Source organism: Sulfitobacter pacificus, from assembly GCF_030159975.1.
Classification (GTDB): Bacteria; Pseudomonadota; Alphaproteobacteria; order Rhodobacterales; family Rhodobacteraceae; genus Sulfitobacter; species Sulfitobacter pacificus.
On sequence record NZ_BSNL01000001.1, the window covers coordinates 2,442,121 to 2,455,928 of the forward strand.

The following is a 13,808-nucleotide window of genomic DNA, read 5'->3' on the forward strand; positions in this document are numbered from 1 at the left end:
GTCCGCTGGTGACATAATGGGCGAAATCATCTGACGTTTCACAACACGCGGCGTGCGCCGCTTACCGCCGGTTCTGACAATCCATTCAATACGCTGACCCGCTTTCGCTCCCGGGCAGATATGCCTTTGGGCGGGTAGACCAGTTTGGTCGCCTCAACCATAAATGCACCACCACCAAGGATGCCGGGCATATGCCGTCCGACACGTTCAAACAGACCGGCAGATTTCATCCAAATGCGTTGATGCGAGGGGAATTGGAATAAGGCACCCAATTGGCGCTCTGGCAAAAACTGGTATTTTTTCAGCTGCGTATCCAGTTGCCCCGGCGAATAGGGCTGGCCGAAACCAAATGGCGTCTTGTCACGCCGCGCCCAAAGGCCCGCGCGGTTGGGCACGATGAACAGGGCCTTCCCCCCCGGCCCCAACACCCGCCAGCATTCTTCCAGCAGGTCAGAAGGCCGCTCACAGGTCTCAAGCCCATGCAGCAAAACCAATTTGTCCACATGCCCGGTCTCAATCGGCCACAATGTTTCTTCGGTCAGGACCGCAGTGTTCGGCATCCCGGCGGGCCAGGGCATCACCCCCTGCGGCCCCGGCATCAGGGTAACCACACGTCTGGCATCCTTAAGATAAGGGCGCAGCAAGGGCGCGGCAAAGCCGAAGCCCACAACGGTCTGCCCCTTGGCTTCCGGCCAAAGCTCCAACATGCGATCACGCAGGCTTTTCTGCGCCGCACGCCCCAAAGCGTTGCGATAATAAAAGTTGCGCAGATCTTGTACGTCGAGGTGCATTGCGAACCTGCCCTTGCGGTGTCACTCTGGTCAAATCATAGCAACTACAGAAAAATCCACCATGCCCTTTGACCTGATCACCATTCCCTGCCTGTCCGACAATTATGCCTACCTACTGCGCGATGGCGAAACTGGCGAAGTGGCGGTGATCGACGTGCCGGATGCCGCACCGATCAAGGCGGAGCTGGCAGCGCGAGGCTGGACGTTAACTCAGGTCTGGGTGACACATCACCATTGGGATCACGTAGACGGGCTGCCTGATCTGCTGGCCGATCACCCGGCACAGGTTGTCGGGGCCAAGGCCGACGCCCAGCGTTTGCCACCGCTGGATGTTGCTGTGTCCGAAGGGGATCAAGTGAAACTGGGTGCGTTGACGGCCGAGGTTTTTGATGTATCCGGCCATACCCTGAACCACATCGCCTTTTATGTCGCAGCCGCGCAGGCCTGCTTCACCGCAGACAGCCTGATGGCGCTTGGCTGTGGCCGTCTGTTCGAGGGCACCCCGGCACAAATGTGGGGCTCGATGCAAAAACTGATGGCCCTGCCACCTGAAACCACGATTTGCTCTGGCCATGAATATACTGCCTCGAATGCCAAATTTGCCCTGACGGTTGATCCGGGAAATTCGGCCCTTATATCAAGGTCAGACGAAATCACGGCAGCGCGTGCCAAGGGGCGTCCGACAGTCCCCTCGTTGCTTGCAACCGAACTGGAAACCAATCCCTTTTTGCGACCCGCCGATCCGGGCATTCGCGCGACATTGGGGATGCAAACCGCTTCTGACGCAGAGGTGTTTACCGAAATTCGCAAACGAAAAGATGTTTTTTGACAACGAAAACCGGGGCATTTCTACAAAATATAGTGATCTTGGAGCTAATTTCACAAGAAAATGCTTGAAGCCGCGCCACGATCAACCAAACTCTAACACTAAGAGGCCATGGTCGGCACGGGGACCTGTCATACCACAGCATTCCCACCGGCCCACAGGATAAGGAGCACGCAGGTGCCTTCATTCTCAAATACACTTGAGCAGGCAATCCATTCCGCATTGGCACTGGCCAATGCAAGGCGGCACGAATTCGCCACGCTGGAGCATCTGCTCTTGTCGTTGATCGACGAGCCCGATGCAGTTCAGGTGATGAAAGCCTGTTCGGTCGATGTAAACGAATTGCGCGACACATTGGTCGAATTTGTTGACGAGGATTTAAGCAACCTTGTCACCGATGTGGACGGTTCTGAGGCTGTGCCAACCGCTGCCTTCCAGCGGGTCATCCAGCGCGCCGCGATCCATGTGCAATCTTCGGGCCGGACCGAAGTGACTGGTGCAAACGTACTGGTTGCGATCTTTGCCGAACGCGAAAGCAATGCCGCCTATTTCCTGCAGGAACAGGAAATGACGCGGTATGACGCGGTAAATTACATCGCTCATGGTGTCGCCAAGGACCCCGCCTATGGCGAGGCCCGCCCGGTTGCCGGTGCGCCAGAGCACGAGGAAGAAACCCAAGGGGTGACCGAGGGCGAAAAGAAAGAAACCGCGCTTGAGAAATATTGCGTCGATTTGAACGCAAAATCGCGCGAGGGCGATATTGACCCGCTGATCGGGCGCGATGGCGAAGTGGAACGCTGCATTCAGGTGCTGTGCCGCCGGCGCAAGAACAATCCGCTGTTGGTGGGCGATCCCGGTGTCGGCAAAACCGCCATTGCCGAAGGGCTTGCCCGTAAGATCGTCGCGGGGGAAACCCCTGAAGTGCTGGAAAACACAACAATCTTCTCGCTTGATATGGGGGCGCTGCTGGCCGGCACCCGGTATCGCGGCGACTTTGAGGAACGTTTAAAAGCTGTTGTGACAGAACTGGAAGATCACGACGACGCGGTTCTGTTTATTGACGAGATCCACACCGTGATCGGTGCCGGTGCCACATCCGGCGGCGCAATGGATGCCTCCAACCTGCTGAAACCGGCGCTGGCCGGTGGCAAGCTGCGCACCATGGGGTCCACCACCTACAAGGAATTCCGTCAGCATTTTGAAAAAGACCGGGCATTGGCACGTCGTTTCCAAAAGATCGACGTGAACGAGCCATCTGTCGAAGATGCGGTGAAAATCCTGAAAGGTCTGAAACCCTATTTCGAAGATCACCATTCGGTCAAATACACCTCTGATGCGATCAAAACCTCGGTCGAACTGGCCGCGCGTTACATCAACGACCGCAAACTGCCGGATTCGGCCATTGATGTGATTGATGAAGCTGGTGCAGCCCAGCATCTGATCACCGCCTCCAAACGCCGCAAGACCATCGGCACCAAAGAGGTCGAAGCCGTAGTGGCCAAGATTGCGCGCATCCCACCCAAAACCGTCAGCAAAGACGATGTTGTGGTGTTGAAAGACCTTGAGGCATCGCTGAAACGCGTGGTCTTTGGTCAGGATACCGCAATCGAGGCGCTGGCATCCGCGATCAAGCTGTCCCGCGCGGGCCTGCGTGAACCGGAAAAACCCATCGGCAACTACCTGTTCGCCGGTCCTACGGGTGTGGGTAAAACCGAAGTCGCCAAGCAACTTGCCGATACATTGGGTGTTGAGCTGCTGCGCTTTGACATGTCGGAGTATATGGAGAAACATGCGGTTTCCCGTCTGATCGGGGCTCCTCCCGGCTATGTCGGCTTTGATCAGGGTGGCATGCTGACCGATGGTGTGGATCAGCACCCGCATTGTGTGCTGCTGCTGGATGAGATGGAAAAAGCGCATCCTGATGTCTACAATATCCTGTTGCAGGTAATGGATCACGGCAAGCTGACAGATCACAACGGGCGTACCGTGGATTTCCGCAATGTGGTGATCATCATGACCTCGAACGCAGGTGCATCTGAGCAGGCGAAAGAGGCTGTCGGCTTTGGCCGCGACCGTCGTACGGGCGAAGATACCGCTGCGATCGAACGGACCTTTACGCCGGAATTCCGCAACCGTCTGGATGCGGTGATCTCCTTTGCCGCGCTGCCGAAAGAGGTGATCCTGCAGGTGGTTGAGAAATTCGTGCTGCAGCTCGAAGCCCAGCTGATGGACCGCAATGTGACGTTCGAATTGTCAAAGAAAGCCGCCGAATGGCTGGGGGACAAGGGCTATGACGACAAGATGGGCGCACGTCCGCTGGGCCGCGTCATTCAGGAGCATATCAAGAAACCACTGGCCGAAGAGCTGCTGTTTGGCAAACTTGCCAAGGGCGGCGTTGTAAAAGTGGGCGTCAAGAAAGGTGAACTTGAGCTGACCATTCTGGACCATGAAAAACGCCAGTTGTCAGGTGACAAGCCGCCATTGCTGACCGCGGAATGATGAGACGGGGCCTTTTGGCCCTGTCCTTCCCCTTTGCCAGTATCGCCACGGCAGAGGGGCTGACCCTGCAGTTTCCGGTGGACTGCACTCTGGGCGATAGCTGCTATATCCAGCAATATATGGACCGCGATCCCGGTAAGGGCTTTCGCGATTACCGCTGTGCGCAGCTTAGCTATGACGGGCACAAGGGCACCGATTTTGCCCTGCCCTCCCGCGCGCGGATGCAGGCAGGCGTTGATGTTCTGGCAGCCGCAGACGGCCGTGTGCGTGGGTTTCGCAACACCATGCCCGATACCGGATATACCGAAGAAACCGCGAACAGCGTTGAGGGAAAGGAATGCGGCAACGGCGTTGTACTGGTGCATCCCGAGGGCTGGGAAACGCAATATTGCCATTTGAAACAAGGCTCTGTCGCAATCAAAAATGACCAGACGGTCAAAGCTGGCGACATTCTGGGGCAGATAGGCCTGTCTGGCCGCACCGAATTCCCACATCTGCACCTTTCTGTGCGCCAGGGCGGGAAACCTGTTGATCCTTTCGACCCGAACGGAACCGCAACCTGCGCCACGCCGGATGTCAGCACCCTTTGGGCTGAAACGCCGCCCTATCAACCGGGCGGAATCGTCGAGGTCGGGCTAAGCACCACAATGCCGGAATATGCGGATGTGAAAGAAGGCATCCCGGCGCTCACCACACTGCCCGCCTCCGCCCCTGCCCTGATCGTGTACAGCTTTAGCTTTGGAACGCAAAAAGGCGACATCGTCCGGCTGGAAATCACCGGCCCCGAGGGTGTCGTCATCACCGAAGACCGCAAATTGACCCGGCGCCATGCCCAAGCCTTTCGCGCAGTTGGCAAACGCCTGCGGGGCAAAGAGGCATGGCCCACAGGCCCCTATGTCGCGCGGGCCACCTTGATACGTGATGGGGTGGCGATCAGCAGCCAACAGGCAGAAACCATCATAGATTAGCGCCCAGAGCCGAAACGGAACTGCTATTTCTCGGTGAACTTTAGTTCAATCCGGCGGTTTTGCGCCCGTGCGGCATCACTGTCCCCCAGCGCAACCGGCTGATATTGACCAAAGCCGTTTGCCGCCAGACGATCCGGCGGGATACCCAGAAAGTTAATCATATATTTCACAACCGACAGCGCCCGCGCCTGACTTAGCTCCCAATTGTCCGCGAATTCCCCGAAACCGGACAAGGGATCATTGTCAGTATGCCCATCAACCCGAATGACCCAGTCAATTTCAGCAGGGATATCCCCGGCAACAGAGCGTAAAATACCTGCAACTTTGGCAATCTCGCCGCGTCCCTCATCTGACAATATTGCCCCACCGGGGGGGAACAACACCTCGGAAGAAAACACAAACCGGTCCCCTTCAATCCGCACCCCTTCCTGCGTGCCCAGTACGTCACGCAATCGGCCAAAGAACTCTGAGCGATATTGCTCCAGATCCTTGGTTTCTTCCTTAAGTGCTGCGGCTTCGGCCTCAAGACGGGCCCGCTCTGCCGCTTCCAGATCCGCGCGCCGGCTTTGTTCGGCGGCAACCCGCGCCAGCGCCGTGTTCAACTCGCTGCCCAAGGATTGCAGCTCAACCTCTTTGGCGATGTCCCTCGCCTTGGCATCATCCAGCAGGGATTGCAGCTCTCCCAGCTGGGTACGCAGGGCAGCAACCTGCTGGTTCAACAACTCTGTCTGGCGCTGCGCCTCTGCGCTGACGGCTTTCTCCTGAGACAGGGCAGATTGTGCAGCCGCCAAGAGCGCCGCGCGCGTATCCGCCTGCTGACTTTGATCCTGCGCCGCAGTTTCCGCCGCCAACCGGGCCGCCACTGCCGCTGCCAATCGGGCGCGCAGGGTGTCGCGGTCTGTGTCCAGCTCTGCTGCAGCCGCTTCCTGCGCAGCGACGGCGGCACGCAAACGGGCCAATTCCTGCTGGGCTGCGGTAAGGTCGGCCTGAACCGCCGCACCGGATTGCACGGCATCCTCTGCCGCTGCCTGCTCTGCTGCGAGGGTCGCACGCAGGCGCGCTAACTCCTGCTCTGCTGTGGTCAGCTCCTGCCGCACATCAGCACCTGATTGCGCTGCCAATTCCGCCGCCGCCTGTGTCTGCACAATCTGGCCGCGCAAATCGACAACAGTGGTTCCAAGGGCCGCGACCTCTGCCTGAAGCCGGACAATTTCGGCATTGGCCGCTGTCAGATCGGTCTGTGAATCACTTTGCGCCACCAATGCGCTTTGCGCTTCCTGCTCTGCAGATTGCAGGCGGATCAAAGCCTCGGCAAGCGCCTGATCCAGATCCCCCTGCGCCGCCCGTGCTGCGGCCAGCAAGGTCAACGTATCCTCTGCATCTTTGCGCTGCGCTTCCAGCGCCAGGGTCATCACGGTCAATTCGGTATCGGCATCAGCGAGACGGGCACGCAACATCTCGGCGGCGGCAGCTTCAGCCAGACGGGCAGCCTCTTCGGCACTCAGGGCCTCGGCCCCTGCCGCAACCTGCTCTTGCAAGGCGGCAACCTGTTCCGCGCTTTGTGCATTGCGTGATCGCAAATCTGCAACCAGCGCATCCAATGCCGCGCGCCGCGCCGCCGCCAAACGGGCCGCTTCAGACTTTGCATCGATTTCCGAACGGGCCGCAGCCAATGCCAAATTCAATGCGTCCTGATCACGGACCAGCTCTGCTTCACGGGCCTGCAAATCGGAGAGGGCGGAACGGTCCTCTGCCTGACTGGCCAATAACCCCGCCACCTGCGCTTCGAATGCAGAAATCCGGCCGGCTGCCGCGTCCAACGCACCGGCCTGCTGATCGCGTTCTGCGGTCAGGGAGGCGATCAGCGCCTCCTGTTGCGCCGCCTCTTGCTGCGCTGACTGCAAGGTTGCGTTCAACGCCCCAAGGCGGGCCTCAAGCTGGGCATTGTCCCGTTCCTCAAGCCCCAATGCCCGCGTCAGGGCGGCAATCTCTCCCGACAGGGTATCCAGCTCGTTTTCCTGTCCGCTGATCCGCTCTGTCAGAACAAATTGCACCACCATAAAGATGGTCAGCACAAACATCAGCACCAGCAGAAGGCCGGTCATCGCATCAACAAAACCGGGCCAGATCGAGCTTTGAAACCGCGCACCGGTGCGACGCGACAGGGCCATTTAGCGTTCTCCTCCACCCGGATTTTCAGGGGTGCGCGCCCGGCGGGGAGGTGTGGCTGGACGCGGGGTCGAGATCGCCCTGGCCAGCAAGGAAATATCCTGACGCAGCTCGGCCATGGTTTCCTGACGTCCCGCTGAAATCTCTTCAAGAATACGCAGCATCTGCACGTCGATTGAGCGCAGGCGCATCCGACTTTCGGCATCCATGCCATCGCTGCTATGACCCTCAAGCGTGGTAATCAGCCGCTCCTGCCCGTTCGCGATCCGGTCCAGCGCCGCAGCTGCGGCGTCATCACGTTGCATGCGCTCTGTCATCCGGTCGACGGCATCGGCAAGCTTGCCCAGCTTTTCATCCACCACGCTGCGGCCCTCTTCGGATCTGGCAAACAGGGCTTGCAACCCGTCCATTTGGTTAACCATCTGTTCGGACAAATGGTCCAGCACACCGGCCATCGCCGCCTGTTCACCGCTCGCATCTTCGCCCGCACTGAACCCGACCCTTGTGATAGAGCTAAGCCAATCTTCAAGCTCCTGATAAAACCGGTTCTGCCCGTGGCCCGCAAACAGTTCCAGCAGGCCAACAACCAAGGATCCCGCCAAACCCAGCAATGACGAGCCAAAGGCAACACCCATGCCGCCCAATTGTGCCTCAAGGCCGGTCATCAACTTGCCAAATACATCAACACCATCTTCACCTTCAGCCGGAGCCAGACTGCGGATGGTGTCGACAACTGCGGGCACGGTGGTGGCAAGCCCGTAGAAAGTTCCCAAAAGGCCAAGGAAAATCAGCATGTTGACGATGTAACGTGTGATCTCTCTGGCTTCATCAATACGGGTGGAAACGGAATCAAGGATCGAACGCGTCGAAGTTGCCGAAACCTGCATGCGCGCGCCGCGGGTGCGCAGCAGTGATGCCAGTGGGGCCAAAAGCTGTGGCGCGACCGTATCGGGGTCAGGCGAGTCGGAGGCAAAGTTCTCGATCCAGCGTACCGAGCCAATCAGCTGAAAAACCTGATAAAAACACGCCAGCACACCGATGAAAAACACCAGAATGATCACCCCGTTCAAATAGGGGTTGGCCGCGAAAATCGGATAGACAGAGGGAAGCGCCAGAAAGGCACCGAACCCGGTCAGGGCCAGCACAATCAACATCAGGGAAATCTGACGGAAGGGCTGGGAAAACTGTGGTCGCTCTGCGCGGTCTGCCTGCGCCATTAGGTCGTTTCTCCTGACCCGGTATTACTGCTCTCCAGACAGGATAAACTGAAAACGTCGCAGTATGCCAAGGTTTTATCCTGCCAGCGCTTTAACGCGGGAATGAAGCCAGTTCAGCTCTGCATCCTCCAACCCGACCGCCGTCAGATGGTCCGCGGTATTATACAGATATTCGGTGTTCGGGCCACGGCCGCCAACTGCCTGCGCAATGATCTGTGCCTGTTCTTCCAGCGGCAGGCCACCGCAATATTGTTCGTGGCTTTCATCAATCACATACACAACGGCCGTCACCACCCGGCCATCCGCGAGGGTCACATCCAGCATTTTCTCAAGATAGGCCGAAGAGATCAATTCGCGTTCGCGCAGATAGGCAAGGGTTACCTCCTCCTGCCCGTCTTTCACCCGCAACGCCATGCCCGAGCAGGCGGTTTGCGGTTGCTCATCAAGGGCCAGCACCAAACCGGGGTCTTGAACCGTGCCACGGTGGTGGATCGAACGCATGCAAAACGACCGGGCATAGCCCGGCAAGCTGGCGACCACACTTTCCGCGATCTCAAACCCCGGGTTCCACAAAAGTGATCCGTATCCGAATACCCATAATGCCATCGTACTGGTCCTTTATTGTCTGGATCGGTAAACCGCATCTGAGGGTTAAGTTAAAGGGGTTTTGCGGGTGCGCAGGCTGGTTTGGATTTTCTTGATGATTGCCGCGCTCTGGACGGTGTGGTGGCTGCTTGCTGCTGGTGCATTGGAAACGGGGCTGAACAAATGGCTTGATGATCGTCGCGCGGCAGGCTGGCAGGCCGATGTGGATGCACCGAATGTTAGCGGATTTCCCGGAAAGTTTGATCTGGGTCTGGGCACGCTCGCTTTGCAAGATCCCGAAACCGGCTTAACTGTCACAACCGACGGGTTGCGCGTCACGGCCCCCTCTTACTGGCCGGGACAGGTCACTGTGCATTTGCCGCAGTCACCGATAAACATCTCGACGCCCGATATCGCGCTGGCCCTGACCGCCACACAAGCTCAGGCAACCATGCGGCTGCGCCCCACCCCGGATTTGCAACTGGATCATTTGACCGCAACCGGCGGCCCATGGCAGATCGACCTGCCTCAGGGCAAGCTGTTGGGTGCAAAGGATTTTCACGCCGAGATGGCCCAAGGTGACAGCGCAGACACCTACCGCATCCAAATGGAGGCGTCACAGCCGGTTCCCGGCGAGTTGATCCGTACAGCCCTCGCCCTGCCGCTGGATTGGCCAAGGGCTTTTGATGTTTTGGTGGCAGATATCACCGTCACCTTGGATGCCCCGCTTGATCGTTTCACATTGGAAAACCGCCGCCCGCATCCCCGCGCAATACAACTGGACAGGGTCACACTGGTCTGGGGGCCGTTGACGTTGGACATGCAAGGGCGCGTCAGCATCGACTCCACTGGCATTCCAGATGGTCAGTTCGATCTGCTGTTCGAAAACTGGCGTGAAGGTTTTGAACTGGCAAAGAACACCGGTGCCCTTCCGGCCAAGCTACACACGCAGGCAGAGATCATGTTGAACGCGCTGGCCAATTTGGGTGACGATCCCGAACGGCTGGAGCTCAAACTGCGTTTTGCGCAAGGTCAGGCATTTCTGGGGTCAATCCCCCTGGGTCCGGCCCCGCGCTTGGTCTTGCCCTGATTACTTGCAGTAGCTGCCGGACCGATACCGCGCTGTATCGAAATGGAAATGATCAAGATGAAACCGGTTTGCCTTTGGCCCCAGAACCGTGCCGAACGGCCCGCAAGCGCCTTTGTGCATCCGGCGCATCGCCTTGGAATAGCGCCGCGCGTTCCAGCCTTTCAGCACGCTGACCTCTGATCCATCCGCCAATCTGAACCCGGAAATATCAATCGCGCGGCCTTTGCCATGCTCCGACAGTTTCGCGCCCTTTTGATTGTTGCGGGTTCGGCAGGCGTAATGCGCTGCAACGCGCAGGCTGCTGAGCCCGCCCCCCTGTTTCGACAAGGCAGGTTTGGCCGATTGTTCCAACCAGACCTTAAGCGCGCCCGCCGTTTTACAGTCCATCACCGCACGCTGGCTCAATCCCACTCCGGACACCGAGCGCACCCGCACTGCATTTTCAATCCCGCAACCGCGCAGTTTGCCGGTGACACGGCCCACCTGTTCGCCTTGAATTGCCAGATCACCACAGACAGCGCCCTTGGCCTGCAACCGCTTTTGCGCGCGTCCCTCTTTGGCGGCCTTATTGCTGCGAAACAGCGGGCGCAGGGATGAAAATATCCCGCCGCGTTGCTTGGCTGCATCCTGCGGTGCGCTTTGCTGCGGTTGCGAAATAGCGCCCGTCGCTTCAAGGGTGAGCGGCTGCTGAACAGCATTGCCACCACGTTGCACCGGTCGCAGAGAGGCCGAAGGATCGGCAGCCAGCGCCAGCTGCGCAGAGACCAGAACCAAACCGATGACCCAGACCCTGATCACTTGCTGCGCTCCCCGCCCCGTCCGAAATCAGGCGCGTCGGTATCTTGACCAGCCTCGATGATCCCGCGCCGGATCGCCCGTGTGCGGGTGAAATAATCGTGCAGATGATCGCCGTCACCCTGCCGGATTGCCCGTTGCAGGGCGAACAGTTCCTCGGTGAAGCGCCCCAGAATTTCCAGCGTCGCCTCTTTATTGGACAGGAAGACATCCCGCCACATGGTTGGATCAGAAGCGGCGATGCGGGTAAAATCGCGAAAACCCGCGGCGGAGTATTTAATCACTTCTGTATCGGTCACCCGGCGCAGATCATCCGCCACCCCCACCATCGTGTAGGCAATCAGGTGCGGTGCATGGCTGGTGACGGCCAGCACCAGATCATGATGCTCTGCGTCCATTTCCTCGACATTTGCACCCATCCCTTCCCAGAGCGCCCGCAATTGCGCAGTTGCGGCCGGGTCGGTGCCTTCAGTCGGGACAATCAATAGCCAGCGGTTGTCAAAAAGTTCAGCAAAACCTGATGCCGGCCCCGAGTGTTCCGTCCCGGCAAGCGGGTGTGCAGGCACAAAATGCACATTGTCGGGCAGATGCGGTGCCACCTGCGCTATCACATCCGCCTTGACCGACCCCACATCTGAAATCGTTGCCCCCGCCTTGAGATGCGGCGCGATCTGTGCCGCCACCGCGCCCATGACCCCAACTGGGATACACAGCACCACCAGATCCGCGTCTTCGACAGCTTCGGCAAGCGTATCACAGACCCGGTCGCACAGCCCGATTTCACGCGCCGTTTCGCGGGTTTCTGCCGAGCGGGCATAGCCCACCACTTCGCCTGCCAAACCACCACGTTTCATCGCCCAGAACATCGACGATGCAATCAACCCAAGGCCGATTAAGGCAACGCGCTCATATACTTGCGGCATCTACAGTCCCTTCTTTGAACTGACGGATGGCATGCACCACGCGGCGGCAGCTGGCCTCGTCCCCGACGGTGATCCGCAGGCAATTGGGTAATTTGTAGCTGCCCACCGGGCGCACCAGAAGCCCCTGACTGGCCAGATAGGCGTTGCAGGCATCTGCATCTTCCGCGCTGGCCATCCGTGCCAGCACGAAATTTGCACAGGAGACATCAGACGGCACGCCAATCTCCGCCAGGGCATCGGCCATCCAAGTCCGCCAGCGCGCGTTTTCGGCGCGGCAATGATCCAGATAGGCGGTGTCACGCACTGCGGCTTCTGCGGCACTCAGCGCTGCTTGGCTGACGTTGAACGGCCCGCGCACACGATTCAACACCTCCAGCACATGCTGCGGCCCATAGCCCCAACCGATGCGTAACCCGCCCAAACCGTAGATCTTGGAGAAGGTGCGGGTCATCACCACATTGTCGCGGCTATCGACAAGGGAGGCCCCGCCGTCATATCCCTCGACATACTCCGCATAGGCACCATCCAGCACCAGAAGCGCCTTGGGTGGCAAACCATCCGCCAGCCGCGCAATTTCAGATGCCCCAATCATCGTGCCAGTTGGGTTATTGGGGTTCGCCATGAACACCAGACGGGTTTTGTCGCTACATCCCTCCAGCAGCGCATCCACATCAGTGACCCGCTCGCGTTCGGCAACCTCAACCGGCGTGGCACCAGCGGCCAATGCGTTGATCCGGTACATGCCAAACCCGTGTTCGGTGTGCAGCACTTCGGTGCCCGGCCCGGCATAGGCCTGGCATAGAAAGGCAATAATCTCGTCCGAACCGGCCCCGCAGATGATGCGCTCTGCATCAATCTCATGGGTTTCGGCGATGGCGGCACGCAAGGAACCATGATCGGTGGACGGGTATCGGTGCAGCGTGAAAGAAGCGCGGCGAAACGCCTCGATTGCAGCCTGTGACGGCCCCAATGGGTTTTCGTTTGACGATAGTTTGACCACATTCTCAAGGCCAGCCACCGACGCGGCCCCGCCTTGATAAAGCGTGATGTCCATAATACCGGGCTGCGGTGCGATCTGCGTCATCTGCGCGTCCTGTCCTTGGTTTCAAGCCGTTCTAGCCCTGCGGCGGTGTCGCGACCAGTACCAAAAGCAAAGGGCCGCGGCGGTTTCCCGTCGCAGCCCCTGTGATTGGCTTGGAATGAAAAGGCGAAGATTAGTTCTTCGCGTAGAATTCCACGACGAGGTTTGGTTCCATCACGACTGGATATGGCACGTCGCCCAAAGTTGGGGTGCGCGTAAAGGTCGCGGTCATTTTGGAATGGTCTGCCTCGATATAATCCGGCACGTCACGCTCTGCCAGCTGAGTGGCTTCAAGCAATGCAACCATCTGCTTGGAACGGTCACGTACTTCGATCACGTCACCTTCTTTTACGCGGTAGGAAGGGATGTTCACTTTCTTGCCGTTCACACGGACGTGGCCGTGGTTCACGAACTGACGGGCGGCAAATACTGTGGCCACGAACTTGGCACGGTACACAACCGCGTCCAGACGGCGCTCCAGCAGACCGATCAGGTTTTCACCTGTATCACCTTTTACACGCTCGGCTTCGCCGTAGATGCGGCGGAACTGCTTTTCGGTCAGGTCGCCGTAGTAGCCCTTGAGCTTCTGCTTGGCGCGCAGCTGAATACCGAAGTCGGAAATCTTGCCCTTACGGCGCTGACCGTGCTGGCCGGGGCCATATTCGCGACGGTTTACTGGGGACTTTGGACGACCCCAGATGTTTTCGCCCATGCGGCGGTCGAGTTTATGCTTGGCAGACGTACGTTTGGTCACGACTGTTCTCCTTTATGTAGCCCCAGCAGGATTGCGGAAGGGCGGTAAAGGGCGTTGTCCTTTGGGCGAACCCCGACAGGCATCCCCTTGCGGGGGCCACCAACACCAAT

At 58.8% G+C, this 13,808-nt stretch carries 12 protein-coding genes; 4 read left to right on the plus strand and 8 right to left on the minus strand.

The genetic code is table 11. The annotated features are described in order from the left end of the window. Positions 1-38: 38 nt before the first annotated feature. On the minus strand, positions 39-791 hold the full coding sequence (locus tag QQL78_RS12305; protein ID WP_284373827.1) for a methyltransferase domain-containing protein: 753 nt from the start codon (positions 789-791) through the stop codon (positions 39-41). Between the two features lie 61 nt (positions 792-852). Between QQL78_RS12305 and gloB the strand changes: the two genes are divergently transcribed. From gloB to QQL78_RS12320, 3 genes are all read left to right on the plus strand, one after another. Continuing rightward, positions 853-1,620: a hydroxyacylglutathione hydrolase gene (gene gloB / locus QQL78_RS12310; protein WP_284373829.1), complete on the plus strand. Its 768-nt coding sequence runs from the start codon at positions 853-855 to the stop codon at positions 1,618-1,620. A gap of 174 nt (positions 1,621-1,794) precedes the next feature. Beyond that, positions 1,795-4,116 (plus strand): ATP-dependent Clp protease ATP-binding subunit ClpA, encoded by a 2,322-nt coding sequence (gene clpA, locus QQL78_RS12315; RefSeq protein WP_284373830.1) that lies wholly within the window; start codon positions 1,795-1,797, stop codon positions 4,114-4,116. Then, the gene (locus QQL78_RS12320) at positions 4,113-5,084 is read left to right on the plus strand and encodes a M23 family metallopeptidase (protein ID WP_284373831.1); all 972 of its coding nucleotides are present in this window, start codon (positions 4,113-4,115) and stop codon (positions 5,082-5,084) included. The genes clpA and QQL78_RS12320 overlap by 4 nt, the downstream gene beginning before the upstream one ends. 23 nt (positions 5,085-5,107) lie before the next feature. Here QQL78_RS12320 and QQL78_RS12325 read toward each other — a convergent pair whose 3' ends face one another. The 3 genes from QQL78_RS12325 to QQL78_RS12335 all read right to left on the minus strand — a co-directional run bounded on the left by QQL78_RS12325 (position 5,108) and on the right by QQL78_RS12335 (position 9,076). Further along, positions 5,108-7,255, minus strand: coding sequence for a peptidoglycan -binding protein (locus QQL78_RS12325; RefSeq protein ID WP_284373834.1), 2,148 nt, complete (start codon positions 7,253-7,255; stop codon positions 5,108-5,110). After that, positions 7,256-8,470 (minus strand): biopolymer transporter ExbB, encoded by a 1,215-nt coding sequence (locus tag QQL78_RS12330; RefSeq protein WP_284373836.1) that lies wholly within the window; start codon positions 8,468-8,470, stop codon positions 7,256-7,258. A gap of 75 nt (positions 8,471-8,545) precedes the next feature. Beyond that, positions 8,546-9,076: a gamma-glutamylcyclotransferase gene (locus tag QQL78_RS12335; RefSeq protein WP_284373838.1), complete on the minus strand. Its 531-nt coding sequence runs from the start codon at positions 9,074-9,076 to the stop codon at positions 8,546-8,548. Positions 9,077-9,143: 67 nt separating this feature from the next. On the opposite strand from QQL78_RS12335, the gene QQL78_RS12340 reads away from it, so the two are divergent. Beyond that, positions 9,144-10,145: a DUF2125 domain-containing protein gene (locus QQL78_RS12340; protein WP_284373840.1), complete on the plus strand. Its 1,002-nt coding sequence runs from the start codon at positions 9,144-9,146 to the stop codon at positions 10,143-10,145. Here QQL78_RS12340 and QQL78_RS12345 read toward each other — a convergent pair whose 3' ends face one another. The 4 genes from QQL78_RS12345 to rpsD all read right to left on the minus strand — a co-directional run bounded on the left by QQL78_RS12345 (position 10,146) and on the right by rpsD (position 13,698). After that, positions 10,146-10,943 (minus strand): extensin-like domain-containing protein, encoded by a 798-nt coding sequence (locus QQL78_RS12345; RefSeq protein ID WP_431358329.1) that lies wholly within the window; start codon positions 10,941-10,943, stop codon positions 10,146-10,148. Continuing rightward, the gene (locus QQL78_RS12350) at positions 10,940-11,863 is read right to left on the minus strand and encodes a prephenate/arogenate dehydrogenase family protein (RefSeq protein ID WP_284373842.1); all 924 of its coding nucleotides are present in this window, start codon (positions 11,861-11,863) and stop codon (positions 10,940-10,942) included. The genes QQL78_RS12345 and QQL78_RS12350 overlap by 4 nt, the downstream gene beginning before the upstream one ends. After that, on the minus strand, positions 11,847-12,947 hold the full coding sequence (gene hisC / locus QQL78_RS12355) for a histidinol-phosphate transaminase (RefSeq protein WP_284373844.1): 1,101 nt from the start codon (positions 12,945-12,947) through the stop codon (positions 11,847-11,849). Before hisC ends, QQL78_RS12350 begins: the two co-directional genes overlap by 17 nt. Before the next feature lie 130 nt (positions 12,948-13,077). Continuing rightward, positions 13,078-13,698: a 30S ribosomal protein S4 gene (rpsD, locus tag QQL78_RS12360; RefSeq protein WP_284373846.1), complete on the minus strand. Its 621-nt coding sequence runs from the start codon at positions 13,696-13,698 to the stop codon at positions 13,078-13,080. Between the last annotated feature and the right edge of the window lie 110 nt (positions 13,699-13,808).